The organism is Streptomyces sp. Ru71 (assembly GCF_002920535.1).
Classification (GTDB): domain Bacteria; phylum Actinomycetota; class Actinomycetes; order Streptomycetales; family Streptomycetaceae; genus Streptomyces.
Window position 1 is genome coordinate 13,704 of record NZ_PQSS01000085.1, and the last position, 16,997, is coordinate 30,700.

Below are 16,997 nucleotides of genomic sequence, written 5' to 3' on the forward strand. Positions count from 1 at the left end.
CCTGACAGGGGTCGGCGGCCGCGCGGTACAACGATACGCACGGTCACCGTGTCACGGGCAGTACGGACCGCCGACCCCCCAGGCCTGCCACATGGCCTCCGCGAACGCGCCCGCGATCTTGTGCTCGCCGCTCGCGTCGGGATGCGTCCCGTCGTAGGTGTCGCCGTGGATGTCCCAGTCCGCCGGAGGTGAGGCGAGGAGCAGGGGCGAGCCCGGCGTGTCCAGGTCGGCCACCGCCTTGGCCAGCAGCTCGTTGAAGCGGGCGACCTCCGCCGCGAAGGGCGCGTCGTCCCGGGCGCGCACGTTCGGGATCACCGGCAGCACCACCATCCGCACCCGGCGGTTGGCGGCCCGCGCGCCCTCCACGAACGCGGCCATGTTCTGCGCCGTCTGCTCTGCGTTGGTGTAGAAGCCCAGGTCGATCAGGCCCAGCGAGACCAGCAGCACGTCGGCCCGGTGCTCCCGCACCGCGTCCTCGATCAGCGGGGCCATGTGCAGCCAGCCCTCGCCCCAGCCGGCGAGGTGGGCGCGCGGGAACTCCGGGTCGGCGTAGGCGTACGACACGGGTGCGCCGGCCTGCTGGTCGTACAGCGTCTCGCGCGGACCGACGATCTTGAAGGGGCCGCCGTGTGTCGCGCACAGGTGCTGCCACATGCGGTAACGCCACGTGTGTTCCCCCGCGCTGCCGATCGTCATGGAGTCACCGACGGGCATGAACCTGAGCATCCGCTCATCATGGACGATCAGCACCCGGCCGACCCCCGGCGCGGGGTGTGAAACCGGCCACGGATCAGCCGCCGACCGGCTGTGGATCACGCTCCGCGCGGCGGGATGGCACGCTGGAGGGCATGCGCCGACCGTTCGCCCTGCTCGCCGGGGCCCTGCTCGTGGGTGCCCTCGCCGCGCCCGCCTCCGCCGCCGACGGCGACCAGGGGTTCACCATCGAGGACCCGCGCATCACCGAGTCCAGCGGTCTCGCCGCCTCCCGGCTGCACCCCGGGATCTACTGGACCCACAACGACAGCGACGACGGGCCGTACCTGTACGCCGTGGACAGCTCCACGGGCCGTACCGTCGCCCGGCTCACCCTCAAGGGCATCGGCTCGCCCCGGGACGTCGAGGCCATCTCCATCGGCCCCGGCAACGAGATCTACGTCGGCGACATCGGCGACAACCTCGGCGGCCGGTGGCCGTACGTCTGGATCTACCGGCTGCCCGAGCCCAGGGAGTTGAAGGACCAGACGGTGCGGGCGACGCAGTACGTCGTGAAGTACGAGGGCGGCGCGCGTGACGCCGAGTCACTGGTCGTCCATCCGAGGACCGGGCGCGTCTACATCATCGACAAGAACGAGGACGGCGGCCATCTCTTCGAGGGCCCGGCCGAACTGTCCACGTCCGGGACCAACCTCTTCCGGCCCGTCGCCCCCGTCGACCTGTGGGCCACCGACGCCGCCTTCTCGCCGGACGGCGAACACCTCGCCGTACGCGGCTACTTGGGCGGCATCGCCTACGACTGGAACGGGGGGAGGATCCGCAGGACCGGGCGGCTCGACGTGCCCCTGCAACGGCAGGGCGAGTCCGTCACGTACTCCGCCGACGGCAAGAAGCTGCTGTACGGCAGCGAGGGCGCCGGGAGCGAGGTGGTCGCCGAGCACGCGCCCGGCGGCTCCGCCGACTCGGGTGCGGGGCACGGCCCTTCGGCGGCGGCCGAGGAGGGCGGGGACGGCGGCGGCATCGGGCTGACGACCGGCGCCCTGGCCGTGGCCGCCGCCTGCCTCGCCCTGTTCGGGCTGCGGCGGCTGTTCCGGCGCGGCTGAGCCGGAGGTCTCTCGCGGGGGCTGTTTCCGGCCATCGCCGCCATCTCTTCGGGATGTGAACACGGAGACGTCCGCAGGGTTGACGTGTGCATGAGAAGCACCCTTTCCTGGTGTCTGTGGGAGCGCTCCCAATCCGCTCGCCCGGACAGTCCGAGAACAGCCCGAACAGCCCGAAGAACAGCCCGAGAGGAAGCAGCCCATGCTCCGCACCTTACGAAGAGCGCTCTGCGCGGCGGCAGCCGCGCTCGTGCTCCCCCTGGCCGGCGTGCACACCGCGCATGCCGCCGACACCCCCGGCGCCGGTTACTGGCACACGAGCGGCCGTCAGATCCTGGACGCGGCCGGGCACCCGGTCCGGATCGCCGGCATCAACTGGTTCGGCTTCGAAACGAGCAACCACGTCGTGCACGGCCTCTGGTCCCGCGACTACAAGAGCGTCATCGACCAGATCAGGTCGCTGGGCTACAACACCCTGCGCATCCCCTACAGCGACGACATCCTCAAGCCCGGCACCGTGCCGGACAGCATCAACGTCTCCGGCGGCATGAACGCCGACCTCCAGGGCCTCACCTCGCTCCAGGTCCTCGACAAGATCGTCGCGTACGCCGGGCAGGACGGGCTCAAGGTGATCCTCGACCGGCACCGGCCCGACTCCGCCGGCCAGAGTGCGCTCTGGTACACCGCGGCGGTGCCGGAGTCGACCTGGATCACCAACCTCAAGGCGCTCGCCGCCCGTTACGACGGGCAGGACACGGTCATCGGGATCGACCTGCACAACGAGCCGCACGACCCCGCCTGCTGGGGCTGCGGCGACACGGCGAAGGACTGGCGGCTGGCCGCGCAGCGCGCCGGCAACGCGGTCCTGGCCGTCAACCCCGACCTGCTCGTCTTCGTCGAGGGCGTGCAGACCTACAACGGCGTCTCCGGCTGGTGGGGCGGCAACCTCATGGGCGCCGGCCAGTACCCGGTCCAGCTCGACGTGGCGAACCGGGTCGTGTACTCGGCCCACGACTACGCCACCAGCGTCGCCCAGCAGAGCTGGTTCAGCGACCCCTCGTTCCCCGCGAACATGCCGGGGATCTGGGACAAGTACTGGGGTTACCTCTTCAAGCAGAACATCGCCCCGGTGTGGGTCGGCGAGTTCGGCACCACCCTGCAGTCGGCGGTCGACCAGAAGTGGCTGGCCGCCCTCGCGACCTACCTGCGGCCCACGGACACCTACGGCGCCGACTCCTTCCACTGGACCTTCTGGTCGCTGAACCCCAACTCCGGTGACACCGGCGGCATCCTGAACAGCGACTGGACATCCGTCGACACGGTCAAGGACGGCTACCTCGCGGACATCAAGGCTCCGCTCTTCCCGAGCACGGGCACGGGCGGCGGCGGGGGCGACGGCGGTGGGGGCGGAAACGGCGGCACGCGCGCGTGCAGCGCGACCTACACCGTCACCAACGACTGGGGCAGCGGCTTCAACGCCGAGGTGAAGGTGACCAACACGGGCACCACCGCGCTGTCGTCCTGGAAGGTGACGTGGACCTTCCCCGGTTCCCAGAAGATCACGAACATCTGGAACGCCACCGCGACCCAGAGCGGCCAGACGGTGACCGCCGTCAACGCCGCCCACAACGGGTCGGTGCCGGTGGGCGGTTCGGCCGGCTTCGGCTTCGGCGGCGCCCCCGGGGGCGGGGGAGCGCCGAGCGTGAGCTGCACGGCGGCGTGACACGCGCGAGGGGCGCCCGGCCGGTGCCGGGCGCCCCTCGTCGTCGTAGGGCTGCGATCAGAGCTTCTCGATCACGTAGTCGACGCACTTCGTCAGCGCCTCGACGTCCGCCGGGTCGATCGCCGGGAACATCGCGATGCGCAGCTGGTTGCGGCCGAGCTTGCGGTACGGCTCGGTGTCGACGATGCCGTTGGCGCGCAGCACCTTGGCGACGGCGGCCGCGTCGACCTCGTCGGTGAAGTCGATGGTGCCGATGACCTGCGAGCGCTTGGCCGGGTCGGTGACGAAGGGGGACGCGAACTTCACGTCCTCGGCCCAGCCGTACAGGGTGCGCGCGGAGGTCGCGGTGCGGCGCACCGCCCAGTCCAGGCCGCCCTGGCCGTTGATCCACTCCAGCTGCTGGTTCAGCAGGAAGAGCGTGGCGAGCGCCGGGGTGTTGTACGTCTGGTTCTTGCGGGAGTTGTCGATCGCCGTGGGCAGCGAGAAGAACTCCGGGATGTGCCGGCCGGAGGCGTGCACGCGCTCGGCGCGCTCGATCGCGGCGGGGGAGAACACGCCGATCCACAGGCCGCCGTCGGAGGCGAAGGACTTCTGCGGGGCGAAGTAGTAGACGTCCGTCTCGCTGACGTCGACGGGCAGACCACCCGCGCCGGAGGTGGCGTCGACCAGGACGAGGGCGCCCTCGTCGGCGCCGGCCACGCGCTTGATCGGCATGGCGACACCGGTCGAGGTCTCGTTGTGCGTGAACGCGTACACGTCCACGCCCGCCTCGGCCTGCGCCTCGGGGTGCGTGCCCGGGTCGGCGGCGATGACGGTCGGCTCGTCCAGCCACGGGGCCAGCTTGGCCGCCTTGGCGAACTTGGAGCTGAACTCGCCGAAGCTGAGGTGCTGCGACTTGTTCTCGATCAGACCGTGCGTCGCGATGTCCCAGAACGCGGTGGAGCCGCCGTTGCCCAGGATGACCTCATAGCCGTCGGGCAGCTGGAACAGCTCGGAGATGCCCTCGCGCACCTTGCCGACCAGGTTCTTCACCGGCGCCTGGCGGTGGGAGGTGCCCAGCAGGGAGGCACCGGTGGCGGCGAGGGCGTCCAGCGCCTCGGTACGCACCTTGGAGGGACCCGCGCCGAAACGTCCGTCGGCGGGCTTGATGTCAGCGGGAATCTGGATGTCGGCCACGAGTCGGAGGGTATCGGCTGGGCGAAACCGGACGGAAACGTGTCCGTCGGATGAGACAGGATCTCCGGGGGGTGGACTGGTGATTTCATCCATGGACCGGTGAATTCATACGACGATATGGGTGGGGCTGTGGAAAAGTCTCGGTGACTGTCCGTGAGCGGATGCATCCTGGACGCATGACCGATCTGGAGGCAGCACTGCGCAGGGCCGTCCGGGGCGAGGTCGGCTTCGACGTCACCTCACGGGCGCTCACCACCATGGACGCGTCCAACTACCGGCGCGTCCCGCTCGGCGTGGTCGCGCCGCGGGACGCCGACGACGTGGCCGCCGCGCTGGAGGTGTGCCGGCAGCACGGCGTGCCGGTGGTCGCCAGAGGCGGGGGCACGTCGATCGCGGGCCAGGCGACGGGCACGGGCGTGGTCCTGGACTTCACCCGGCACATGAACCGGCTGCTGGAGCTCGACCCGGACACCCGGACGGCCGTCGTGCAGCCGGGGCTCGTGCTGGACCGGCTCCAGGAGGCCGCCGCGCCGCACGGGCTGCGCTTCGGCCCGGACCCCTCCACCCACAGCCGGTGCACGCTCGGCGGGATGATCGGCAACAACTCCTGCGGCTCCCACTCGGTGGCCTGGGGGACGACGGCGGACAGCGTGCGCGAGTTGGCCGTCGTCACCGCGCGCGGACGGCGGCTGCGGCTCGGGCAGGGCTGGGCGGGCGCCCCGGAGGGGCTGCGGGAGCTGGTGGACGGGGAGCTGGCACGGCTGCGGACCGGGTTCCCCGAGCTGCCCCGCCGCATCTCCGGGTACGCGCTGGACGCGCTGCTGCCGGAGCAGGGCGCCGACGTGGCGCGCGCCTACTGCGGCAGCGAGGGCACCTGGGGCGTGCTCACCGAGGCGGTCGTGCGGCTGGTGGAGGCGCCGCCCGCGCGGGCGCTGGCCGTGCTGGGGTACGCCGACGAGAGCGCCGCCGCCGAGGCCGCCGCCGGGCTGCTCCCGTACGGGCCGCTGACCGTGGAGGGCATGGCGGCCGACCTGGTGCGGTCCACGGCGGGTCTGCCGCGGGGCGCGGCGTGGCTGTTCGTGGAGACGGGCGGGGCGTCGCCGGACGAGGCCCACGCGCGTGCGCAGGTGATCGTGCGCGCCGCCGACGTGCTCGACTCCCTGGTGGTGACCGATCCGGCCGGGCAGCGGGCGCTGTGGCGTGTCCGGGAGGACGCGAGCGGCACGGCGACCCGGATGCCGGACGGCTCGGAGGCATGGCCCGGCTGGGAGGACTGCGCGGTGCCGCCCGCGCGGCTGGGCGCCTATCTGCGGGACTTCCGCGCGCTGCTGTCCGCCCACGGGTTGCGCGGCACGCCGTACGGGCACTTCGGGGACGGCTGCATCCACGTCCGCATCGACTTCGACCTGCTCACCGAGGCGGGCATCGGCCGTTTCCGCCGCTTCTCCGAGGAGCTGGCGCACCTGGTGGTCGCGCACGGCGGCTCGCTGTCCGGGGAGCACGGCGACGGGCAGGCGCGCGCGGAGCTGCTGCCGGTGATGTACGGCGCGGACATGGTGGCGGTGTTCGAGCGGGCGAAGGCGGTGTGGGACCCCGACGACCTGCTCAACCCCGGCATGCTGGTCCGCCCCGCCCCCCTGGACGCCGGCCTGCGCTTCTCGGTGCTGCCCCGCGAGCCCGTGGACGTGGCCTTCGGCTACCCGGCCGACGGCGGCGACTTCTCGGCGGCGATCCGCCGCTGCGTCGGGGTCGCCAAGTGCCGTACGACGACGGTGTCCGGGCCGGCCGTGATGTGCCCGTCGTTCCGGGTGACGGGGGAGGAGGAGCACTCCACGCGGGGGCGGGCCCGGCTGCTGCACGAGATGCTCGCCGGCCAGGTGGTCACCGACGGCTGGCGCTCCGAGGAGGTGCGTGAGGCCCTGGACCTGTGCCTGTCCTGCAAGGGCTGCCGCTCCGACTGCCCGGTGGGCGTCGACATGGCCACGTACAAGGCGGAGTTCCTGCACCACCACTACGCCGGCCGGCGCCGGCCCGCGGCGCACCTCTCGATGGGGCGGCTGCCGCAGTGGCTGCGGTGGGTGGCGTCCCTGCGTGCGGCGCACCTGGTCAACGGGGTGGCGGCGGTGGGTCCGCTGGCCCGGCTGGGCAAGCGGCTGGGCGGGATCGCGGCCGAGCGGGGGATACCGAGGGTGGCGCCGCTGACGTTCAGCCGGTGGTGGCGGGCCCGGCCGCAGCGCACCGGGGACGGTGACCTCGTCGTCCTGTGGCCGGACACCTTCACCGAGCATCTGTCGCCCTCCGTCGGCCGGGCGGCGGTCGAGGTGCTGGAGGCGGCCGGGCTGCGGGTGGCGTTGCCGCCGACGCTGCTGATGCGGGGGCGGCCCGTCGGGGACGGCCGGTCGCGATCGGCGGCGGCCCTGCTGACGGCCCGCCGGGGCCGGGTGTGCTGCGGGCTGACGTACGTCTCCACCGGCCAGCTGGACCGGGCGCGCGCGGTGCTGCGGCGCACTCTGGAGCTGATGACGCCGGTGCTGGAGACGGACGTGCCGGTCGTAGTGCTGGAGCCGAGCTGCGCCGCCGCCCTGCGCGGTGATCTGCCCGAGCTGCTGCACGACGATCCACGGGCCGCGCGGCTGGCCGAGCGGGTGGTGACCTTCGCGGAGGTGCTTGAGCGGTACGCCCCCGACTGGACGCCGCCGGTGCTGGACCGCCCCGTGACCGGCCAGACCCACTGCCACCAGCACGCGGTCCTGGGGGACGCGGCGGACCGCCGGCTGCGTGCGGCGGCGGGACTGACGGGGGAGCTGAGCGGCGGCTGCTGCGGGCTCGCCGGGAACTTCGGCTTCGAGCGCGGCCACTACGAGGTGTCGGTGGCGTGCGCCGAGGAGCAGCTGCTGCCGGCGGTGCGGGAGGCTCCGGAGGGTGCGGTGGTCCTCGCGGACGGGTTCTCCTGCCGGACCCAGCTGGAGCAGCTGGGCGGGGTGCGGGCGCGGCATCTCGCCGAGGTGCTCGCGGCGGGGTTGGACAGGAACGATTCCCTCCGGGACAGTGGCATAAGGGGTGCACGCCCCTGACCAAGTTTATTACTCTGGACTTTCCAGTACACCGTGATGAACACTGGTCGAGCGCCGTGACACACACCCAGCAGCCCGAGCACGGTGCCCGACCACCCGAACACCTGCCGCGCAAGCACCTGGACCGCCCGTGACCCGCCCCGACACCGCATCCTCGACCTCGGCGCCCACGCCCGAGGCCGCCCTCGCCGCCCCCGCTACCGGTACCCCGGCGACGGCAGCCCAGCGCGCACGCCGGCTCGGCTCGCTCGGGCCCGTCGGCCTGGTGCTCGCCGGCGGTATCTCCGTGCAGTTCGGCGGCGCCCTCGCGGTGACGCTGATGCCGCGCGCGGGCGCCCTCGGCGTGGTGTCGCTGCGGCTGCTGGTCGCGGCCCTGGTGCTGCTCCTGGTCTGCCGGCCCCGGCTGCGCGGCCACTCCCGCGCCGACTGGGGCACGGTGGTCGCCTTCGGTGTCGCCATGGCCGGCATGAACGGCCTGTTCTACGAGGCCGTCGCCCGTATCCCGCTGGGCCCCGCCGTCACCCTGGAGGTGCTGGGCCCGCTGGCCCTGTCGGTGATCACCTCCCGCCGGGCCCTCAACCTCGTCTGGGCCGGGCTGGCGCTGGCCGGCGTCTTCCTGCTCAGTGGCGGCGGCTTCGGCGACCTCGACCCGGCGGGCGTCGCGTTCGCGCTCGGGGCGGGCGCGATGTGGGCGACGTACATCGTCTTCAGCGCGCGCACCGGGCGGCGCTTCCCGCAGGCCGACGGGCTGGCGCTGGCGATGGCCGTCGGCGCGGTGCTGTTCCTGCCGCTGGGCATGGCCGAGGCCGGTGCCCGGCTCGCCGACCCGGTGACCTTCGGGCTGGGCGCGGCGGTCGCGCTGCTGTCCTCGGTGCTGCCCTACACCCTCGAACTGCTCGCCCTGCGCCGCCTGCCCGCCCCCACCTTCGCGATCATGATGAGCCTGGAGCCCGCCATCGCCGCGACGGCCGGCTTCCTGGTCCTCGGCCAGGCGCTGTCGCCCGTCGAGGCGGTCGCCATCGCCCTCGTCATCGCGGCGAGTATGGGCGCGGTGCGCACCCAGGTGGGACGCGGGAAGCGCACGCTGGACGCCTAGGACCGGCCGGCGCTTGAGCCGGCCGCCCTTTCCAGTCAGGTCGGCTCGTCAGCCGGCCGCCACTGTCCCAGCCGGGTCGGCGCCTCAGCCGGCCCGCAGCCAGGTCGGCGCTTCAGCCGGCCGGCTTCTCCCAGACCGACACGTGCTGCCGGCTCTCGCTGGTGAACGGCGAGCGGTCCCAGCCGTCCCAGCGGGCGCGCAGCCGCATCCCGGCGAGGCGGGCCATCAGGTCCAGTTCCGCGGGCCACACGTACCGGAACGGGATCGAGAGGTACGAACTGGTGCCGTCCTCCCGCACCGTCACATGGTGGGAGCTCATCGACTGCGTCGCCACGTCGTACAGGTCGAAGCCCAGCCGTGAGCCGTCCACGCGGAACGGCACCGCGGTCTGCCCGGGCGGCAGCCGGCGCAGCTCGGGCACGCCGACCTCGACGACGAAACAGCCGCCGGGCGCCAGATGGGCGGCCGCGTTGCGGAAGCAGTCCACCTGGGCGTCCTGCGAGGTGAGGTTGTTGATCGTGTTGAAGACCAGGTAGGCGAGGGAGAAGGTGCCGTCCACCCTGGTGGTGGCGAAGTCGCCGATCGTCACCCCGATGGCGTCCCCGCCCGGCTTGGCCCGCAGCCGGTCCACCATCGCCCGGGACAGGTCGATGCCGTGCACCTCGACGCCGCGCCGGGCCAGCGGAAGGGCGATGCGTCCGGTGCCGATGCCCAGCTCCAGTGCCCGGCCGCCGGCGGCCAGTTCCGCCAGCACGTCGACAGCGGGTTCCACACGCGCCGGGTCGAACATCTCCGCGCTCGACTCGTCGTAGGTCGCCGCGACGCTTTCTCCGAAGTAGCCGTCTTCGTCGGTTCCGTCTGAGTTGTTCATCGGGGTCGACGGTAGGGGCGGCGGGCGGGGGAGCGCGCGCGATTTTTCCTCGCGGATGGCGACTTCCGGCCATGCGTCCGAGGGTCTCAAAAAATCATGCAAGCATGCTTGATTGTTTCCTGGCTCGCTGCCATGCTCGCCGCATGTCAGATCCGACGCCCGTGATCGACGACCTTCGCGACGAGAGCGACGAACTCGACCGCCTGGTGGCCGCCTTGAGCCCCGAGCAGTGGGCCCTCGCCACCCCGGCACCCGGCTGGACCGTCGCCCACCAGATCGCCCACCTCGCCTGGACCGACCGCTCGGCCCTGCTCGCCGTCACGGACGAGGACGCCTTCCGCGCACTGGTGGCCAAGGCCCTCGCCGCACCGGACACCTTCGTGGACGAGGGGGCCGAGGAGGGGGCCGCGCTCGCGCCGGACACCCTCCTGCAGCGCTGGCGTGAGGGCCGTACCGCACTCGACAAGGCGCTGCGCGCGGCCCCGCCCGGCGCCCGTTTCCCCTGGTACGGCCCGCCCATGGCCGCCGCCTCCATGGCCTCCGCCCGTCTGATGGAGACCTGGGCGCACGGCCAGGACGTGGCCGACGCGCTCGGCGTGCGGCGGCCGCCCACGGACCGGTTGCGGCATGTGGCACGGCTCGGCGTGCGTACCCGGGACTTCGCCTTCGGTGTGCGCGGGCTGCCCGTGCCGGCCGGGGAGTTCCGCGTCGAACTGCGCGCCCCGTCCGGCGATCTGTGGACCTACGGTCCCGAGGACGCCCCGCAGCGCGTCACCGGCCCCGCCCTCGACTTCTGCCTGCTGGTCACCCAGCGCGCCCACCGCGCCGACCTGGCCCTGCGCGCCGAAGGCCCGGACGCCGACGCCTGGCTCGACATCGCCCAGGCCTTCGCCGGCCCACCCGGCGCCGGCCGCCCGCCGCAGGGGGGCACGCGATGAGCGCGGTGCTGCGCGTCGGCAACGCCTCCGGCTTCTACGGCGACCGCTTCGACGCGATGCGCGAGATGCTCACCGGCGGCGACCTCGACGTCCTCACCGGCGACTACCTCGCCGAGCTGACCATGCTGATCCTGGGCCGCGACCGGCTGAAGGACCCCGCCGCCGGATACGCACGCACCTTCCTGCGCCAGCTGGAGGAGTGCCTGGGCCTGGCCCTTGAGCGGGGCGTTCGCCTGGTGGCCAACGCCGGCGGACTGAACCCGGCCGGGCTCGCCGACGCCGTCCGCGAACTCGCGGGCCGGCTGGGCGTGCCGGTGCGTGTGGCGCACGTCGAGGGCGACGACCGCACCGCGCACCACCCCGGCAGCCTCGCCGCGCACGCCTACCTCGGCGGCCACGGCATCGCCGCCTGCCTGCGCGCGGGCGCCGACGTCGTGGTCACCGGGCGGGTGACGGACGCGGCCCTGGTCACCGGCCCGGCGGCGGCCCACTTCGGCTGGGGAACGCAGGAGTACGACCGGCTCGCGGGCGCGGTCGTCGCCGGGCACGTCCTGGAGTGCGGGGCGCAGGCCACCGGCGGCAACTACGCCTTCTTCCGCGACGGCGGCCGTGCCGTGGGCCGCCCCGGCTTCCCGCTCGCCGAGATCCACGCCGACGGCAGCAGCGTCATCACCAAGCACCCCGGCACCGGCGGTTTCGTCGATGTCGGCACGGTCACCGCGCAGCTGCTGTACGAGACGGCGGGCGCCCGGTACGCCGGGCCGGACGTCACCGCGCGGCTGGACACCGTGAGGCTGAGCCAGGACGGGCCCGACCGGGTGCGCATCGAGGGCGTGCGCGGGGAGGCGCCGCCGCCCACGCTCAAGGTCGGCGTCAACCGGCTCGGCGGCTTCCGCAACGAGGTCGTCTTCGTGCTGACCGGCCTGGACATCGAGGCCAAGGCGGCCCTGGTGCGAGAGCAGCTCTCCGAGGCGCTGGCCAAGTCGCCGCCGGCCGAGGTCCGCTGGGAGCTGGTGCGCACCGACCGGGCCGACGCGGACACCGAGGAGACGGCGAGCGCGCTGCTGCGGCTGGTGGTGCGGGATCCGGACCAGCGGGTCGTGGGGCGGGCGTTGAGCGGGGCGGCGGTGGAGCTGGCGCTGGCGAGCTACCCCGGCTTCCATGTGCTCGCACCACCCGGAAAGGGCTCTCCCTATGGGGTGTTCGAGGCCGCGTACGTCCCGCAGGACGCCGTGGAGCAGGTCGCGGTCCTGGAGGACGGGCGGCGCCTGCCGGTGCCGGTGCCCGGCGAGACGGCCGCGCTGAAACCGGTGCCGGAACCAGACCTTCCTGATCCGTTGGCGCCGGGGCCGGTGCGGCGGGCGCCGCTGGGACTGGTCGCCGGGGCCCGCAGCGGGGACAAGGGCGGGGACGCGAACGTCGGGGTGTGGGCGCGGTCGGAGGAGGCCTGGCGGTGGCTGGCGCACGAGCTGACCGCCGACCGGTTCCGGCAGCTGATCCCCGAGAGCCGGGACCTGCCCGTCACCCGGCACGTCCTGCCGAACCTGCGCGCCCTGAACTTCGTCGTCGAGGGCCTCCTCGGCGCCGGCGTCGCCTCCCAGCACCGCTTCGACCCGCAGGCCAAGGCCCTCGGCGAATGGCTGCGCTCCCGCCACCTCGACATCCCGGAGGTTCTGCTGTGACCGCCGACCTGTCCGTCGAGCCGTCCCTCGACCCGACCGCCGACCTGTCCACCGACCTCCGGGAGGTGCTGCTGTGACGGTTCTGGGGACCGCGCTCGACCCGAACGCCCCCGACCACCGGGCCAACCGCGAGGCCATGCTCGCCAAGCTCGCCGACCTGGACGCCGAGCACGCCAAGGCGCTCGCGGGCGGCGGCGAGAAGTACATCGAACGGCACCGGGGGCGGGGCAAGCTCCTCGCCCGCGAGCGCATCGAGCTGCTGCTCGACCCCGACACACCGTTCCTGGAGCTGTCCCCGCTGGCCGCCTGGGGCAGCGACTACACCGTCGGCGCCTCCCTGGTCACCGGGATCGGCGTGGTCGAGGGCGTGGAGTGCCTGATCACCGCCAACGACCCGACCGTGCGCGGCGGCGCCTCCAACCCCTGGTCGCTGAAGAAGGCCCTGCGCGCCAACGACATCGCGCTGGCCAACCGGCTGCCCTGCATCAGCCTGGTGGAGTCCGGCGGCGCCGACCTGCCCTCGCAGAAGGAGATCTTCATCCCGGGCGGCGCGATCTTCCGCGACCTGACCCGGCTGTCGGCGGCCGGCATCCCCACCATCGCCGTCGTCTTCGGCAACTCCACGGCCGGCGGCGCCTACGTCCCCGGCATGTCCGACCACGTGATCATGGTCAAGGAGCGGGCGAAGGTGTTCCTCGGCGGCCCGCCGCTGGTGAAGATGGCGACCGGCGAGGAGAGCGACGACGAGTCCCTCGGCGGCGCGGAGATGCACGCGCGCGTGTCGGGCCTCGCCGACTACTTCGCCGTCGACGAACCGGACGCGCTGCGCCAGGCACGGCGCGTGGTCGCGCGGCTGGGCCACCGCAAGGCGTACCCGGACCCGGGCCCGGCCGAGCCGCCGAAGTACGACGCCGAGGAACTGCTGGGGATCGTCCCGGGCGACCTCAAGACGCCCTTCGACCCCCGCGAGGTGATCGCCCGGATCGTCGACGGCTCCGACTTCGACGAGTTCAAGCCGCTGTACGGCACCAGCCTGGTCACCGGCTGGGCCGCCCTGCACGGCTATCCCGTCGGCATCCTGGCCAACGCCCAGGGCGTCCTGTTCAGCGCCGAGTCGCAGAAGGCGGCCCAGTTCATCCAGCTCGCCAACCAGCGCGACATTCCGCTGCTGTTCCTGCACAACACCACCGGCTACATGGTCGGCAAGGAGTACGAGCAGGGCGGGATCATCAAGCACGGCGCGATGATGATCAACGCGGTGTCCAACTCGAAGGTGCCGCACCTGTCCGTGCTGATGGGCGCCTCCTACGGCGCCGGGCACTACGGCATGTGCGGGCGGGCCTACGACCCGCGCTTCCTGTTCGCCTGGCCCAGCGCCAAGTCCGCCGTCATGGGCCCGCAGCAGCTCGCCGGGGTGCTGTCGATCGTCGCCCGCCAGTCCGCCGCCGCCAAGGGGCAGCCGTACGACGAGGACGCCGACGCCGGACTGCGCGCCCTGGTGGAGCAGCAGATCGAGTCCGAGTCGCTACCGATGTTCCTGTCCGGGCGGCTCTACGACGACGGCGTCATCGACCCGCGCGACACCCGAACCGTCCTCGGCCTGTGCCTGTCCGCCGTGCACACCGCGCCGTTCTCGGGCGCGCGCGGCGGCTTCGGCGTCTTCCGGATGTGAGGAACATGATCCAGACTCTGCTGGTCGCCAACCGGGGCGAGATCGCCTGCCGGATCTTCCGCACCTGCCGCCGGCTGGGCATCCGCACCGTCGCCGTGCACTCGGACGCCGACGCGGGCGCCCTGCACGCGCGCGTGGCCGACACGGCCGTACGACTGCCGGGTGCGGCGCCCGCCGAGACGTATCTGCGCGGCGAGCTGATCGTGAAGGCCGCCCTCGCGGCCGGCGCGGACGCGGTGCACCCCGGCTACGGCTTCCTGTCCGAGAACGCCGAGTTCGCGCGCGCCGTCCTCGACGCGGGCCTGACCTGGATCGGGCCGCCGCCGGAGGCCATCGAGGCGATGGCGTCCAAGACACACGCCAAGCAGCTGATGGGCCTGGCACCCCTCACCGAGGTCACCGAGTCCGATCTGCCGGTGCTGGTGAAGGCGGCAGCGGGCGGCGGAGGGCGCGGGATGAGGATCGTGCGCCGCCTGGAGGAGCTCGACAGCGCCCTGGAGGGCGCGCGCGCCGAAGCCACGAGCGCCTTCGGGGACGGCGAGGTCTTCGTCGAGCCCTACCTGGAGAACGGCCGCCACGTCGAGGTGCAGATCCTCGCCGACGCCCATGGCACGGTGTGGGCGCTCGGCACCCGCGACTGCTCCCTGCAGCGCCGCCACCAGAAGGTGATCGAGGAGGCCCCGGCGCCGGGCCTCGCCGAGGGGCTCACAAAGGAGCTGTACGCGCTGGCCGTACGCGCCGCGCGCGCCGTCTCCTACGTCGGCGCCGGCACCGTCGAGTTCCTGGTCGCCGACGGCCGCTCCCACTTCCTGGAGATGAACACCCGCCTCCAGGTCGAACACCCGGTGACCGAGGCCGTGTTCGGTCTCGACCTGGTCGCCGAGCAGATCCGGGTGGCGGAGGGCCACGCCCTCGCCCTGGACCCGCCACACGCGCGTGGCCACGCGGTCGAGGCCCGCCTCTACGCCGAGGACCCCGCCCGCGACTGGGCCCCGCAGACCGGCACCCTGCACCACCTGTCCGTGCCCGACGGCGTCCGCCTGGACACCGGCTACACCGACGGCGACGAGATCGGCGTCCACTACGACCCGATGCTCGCCAAGGTCGTCGCCCACGCCCCCACGCGCGCGGAGGCGGTGCGTGCCCTCGCCGGCGCCCTGGAACAGGCCGCGCTGCACGGCCCGGTCACCAACCGCGACCTGCTCGTGCGCTCCCTGCGGCACGAGGAGTTCACGTCCGGCCGCATGGACACCGGCTTCTACGACCGCCACCTCGCCGCGCTCACCGAGCCCGCCCACGACCCGCTCGCCCCGCTGGCCGCCGCCCTCGCCGACGCCTGCGGCCGCTCCCGCTTCGGCGGCTGGCGCAACCTGCCCTCCCAGCCCCAGGTCAAGCGGTACGCGCTGGCGGGCGAGGAGCACGAGGTCCGCTACCGGCACACCCGCGAGGGCCTGGCCGCCGAGGCGGACGGGGTGCGGGTGGTACGGGCGCACCCCGCACAGGTGGTGCTCGAAGTGGACGGCGTGCAACGCACGTTCGACGTCGCCCGCCACGGCGACCAGGTCTGGGTGAACGGCACCCACCTCACCGCCCTGCCCCGCTTCCCCGATCCGGCCGCCCAGCACGCCCCGGGCTCCCTGCTCGCACCGATGCCGGGCACGGTCGTCAAGATCGCCGACGGTCTCATCACCGGATCGAGTGTCCGGGCGGGCGAACCGCTGGTCTGGCTCGAAGCGATGAAGATGCAACACCGCATTTCCGCCCCGGCCACGGGGACCCTGACGGCCCTGCCGGTGACCGAAGGCCAGCAAGTGGAGGTCGGCGCCCTCCTGGCCGTGGTCGAGAGCAGCCGGCCTTAGGGGCGCGGGGCTGTTGTCGATATGCGGCTACCGCCGCGTGAGCGCAAGCAACCACAAACAGGCCGCACCCGGGAGAAGACAATGACCACCCTCACCGAATCCGAAGAGCACAAAGCCCTCCGCGAGGCAGTCGCAGCCTTCGCCAAGGCCAACCACGACAACACCAACCTCTGGCAGGCCGCCGCCAAGCTCGGCTACATCGGCGTCAACCTCCCCGAAGCCTACGGAGGAGGCGGCGGCGGCATCACCGAACTCTCCCTCGTCCTGGAAGAGCTCGGCGCCGCCGGAAACCCCCTGCTCATGATGATCGTCTCCCCGGCGATCTGCGGCACCGTGATCGCCCGCTTCGGCACCGAGGCCCAGAAACAGGAGTGGCTGCCCGCCCTCGCCGACGGCACCCGCCTGATGGCCTTCGGCATCACCGAACCCGACGCCGGCTCCAACAGCCACCGCATCACCACCACCGCCCGCCGGGACGGCGCCGACTGGCTGCTCACCGGCCGCAAGGTCTTCGTCTCCGGCGTCGACATCGCCGACGCCACCCTGATCGTCGGCCGCACGGAGGACTCCCGCACCGGACGCCTCAAGCCCTGCCTGTTCATCGTCCCGCGTGACGCCCCCGGCTTCACCCGCCGCAAGATCGACATGGAACTGGACAGCGCCGAGAAGCAGTTCGAGCTCGTCCTGGACGATGTGCGGCTGCCCGCCGACGCGCTGGTCGGCGACGAGGACGCGGGGCTGCTGCAGCTCTTCGCCGGCCTCAACCCCGAGCGGATCATGACGGCCGCGTTCGCGATCGGCATGGGCCGCCACGCGCTCGGCAAGGCCGTCGAGTACGCCCGCGACCGCACCGTCTGGAAGAGCCCGATCGGCGCCCACCAGGCCATCGCCCACCCCCTCGCCCAGGCCCACATCGACCTGGAGCTGGCCCGGCTGATGATGCAGAAGGCGGCGCACCTGTACGACGCGGGGGACGACCTCGGTGCCGGCGAGGCCGCCAACATGGCCAAGTACGCGGCCGGGGAGGCCTGCGTGAAGGCCGTCGACCAGGCCGTGCACACCCTCGGCGGCAACGGCCTCACCCGGGAATTC

At 73.0% G+C, this 16,997-nt stretch carries 12 protein-coding genes; 9 read left to right on the top strand and 3 right to left on the bottom strand.

Going from position 1 to position 16,997, the window contains the following annotated elements:
• Positions 1-51: 51 nt before the first annotated feature.
• Positions 52-726: an SGNH/GDSL hydrolase family protein gene (locus tag C3489_RS32410; protein ID WP_103785691.1), complete on the bottom strand. Its 675-nt coding sequence runs from the start codon at positions 724-726 to the stop codon at positions 52-54.
• Between the two features lie 122 nt (positions 727-848).
• Here C3489_RS32410 and C3489_RS32415 point away from each other — a divergent pair, with 122 nt between their 5' ends.
• Together C3489_RS32415 and C3489_RS32420 are read left to right on the top strand one after the other, a co-directional pair.
• Positions 849-1,817, top strand: a complete 969-nt coding sequence (locus tag C3489_RS32415; protein ID WP_103785692.1) for a hypothetical protein — start codon at positions 849-851, stop codon at positions 1,815-1,817.
• 199 nt (positions 1,818-2,016) lie between these two features.
• Positions 2,017-3,537 carry a cellulase family glycosylhydrolase gene (locus tag C3489_RS32420; RefSeq protein ID WP_103785693.1) on the top strand — a complete coding sequence of 507 codons (1,521 nt, stop codon included), beginning with the start codon at positions 2,017-2,019 and terminating at the stop codon, positions 3,535-3,537.
• Between the two features lie 57 nt (positions 3,538-3,594).
• Here C3489_RS32420 and serC read toward each other — a convergent pair whose 3' ends face one another.
• The gene (gene serC / locus C3489_RS32425; protein WP_103785694.1) at positions 3,595-4,713 is read right to left on the bottom strand and encodes a phosphoserine transaminase; all 1,119 of its coding nucleotides are present in this window, start codon (positions 4,711-4,713) and stop codon (positions 3,595-3,597) included.
• A gap of 176 nt (positions 4,714-4,889) precedes the next feature.
• On the opposite strand from serC, the gene C3489_RS32430 reads away from it, so the two are divergent.
• Positions 4,890-7,787 (top strand): FAD-binding and (Fe-S)-binding domain-containing protein, encoded by a 2,898-nt coding sequence (locus C3489_RS32430; protein WP_103785695.1) that lies wholly within the window; start codon positions 4,890-4,892, stop codon positions 7,785-7,787.
• 130 nt (positions 7,788-7,917) lie between these two features.
• On the top strand, positions 7,918-8,883 hold the full coding sequence (locus C3489_RS32435) for a DMT family transporter (RefSeq protein ID WP_103785696.1): 966 nt from the start codon (positions 7,918-7,920) through the stop codon (positions 8,881-8,883).
• 112 nt (positions 8,884-8,995) lie between these two features.
• On the opposite strand, the gene C3489_RS32440 is transcribed toward C3489_RS32435, so the two are convergent.
• Complete coding sequence (locus C3489_RS32440) at positions 8,996-9,754, bottom strand: class I SAM-dependent methyltransferase (protein ID WP_103785697.1); 759 nt, start codon at positions 9,752-9,754, stop codon at positions 8,996-8,998.
• Positions 9,755-9,897: 143 nt separating this feature from the next.
• Between C3489_RS32440 and C3489_RS32445 the strand changes: the two genes are divergently transcribed.
• The 5 genes from C3489_RS32445 to C3489_RS32465 all read left to right on the top strand — a co-directional run.
• Positions 9,898-10,692 carry a TIGR03084 family metal-binding protein gene (locus tag C3489_RS32445; protein WP_103785698.1) on the top strand — a complete coding sequence of 265 codons (795 nt, stop codon included), beginning with the start codon at positions 9,898-9,900 and terminating at the stop codon, positions 10,690-10,692.
• Positions 10,689-12,374, top strand: a complete 1,686-nt coding sequence (locus C3489_RS32450; RefSeq protein WP_103785699.1) for an acyclic terpene utilization AtuA family protein — start codon at positions 10,689-10,691, stop codon at positions 12,372-12,374. Before C3489_RS32445 ends, C3489_RS32450 begins: the two co-directional genes overlap by 4 nt.
• A gap of 73 nt (positions 12,375-12,447) precedes the next feature.
• Positions 12,448-14,046, top strand: coding sequence for an acyl-CoA carboxylase subunit beta (locus tag C3489_RS32455; protein WP_103785700.1), 1,599 nt, complete (start codon positions 12,448-12,450; stop codon positions 14,044-14,046).
• 5 nt (positions 14,047-14,051) lie between these two features.
• Positions 14,052-15,905, top strand: coding sequence for a biotin carboxylase N-terminal domain-containing protein (locus C3489_RS32460; RefSeq protein ID WP_103785701.1), 1,854 nt, complete (start codon positions 14,052-14,054; stop codon positions 15,903-15,905).
• An 81-nt stretch (positions 15,906-15,986) separates the two neighbouring features.
• The coding region (locus C3489_RS32465; protein ID WP_103785702.1) for an acyl-CoA dehydrogenase family protein at positions 15,987-16,997 on the top strand (1,011 nt) is incomplete at its 3' end.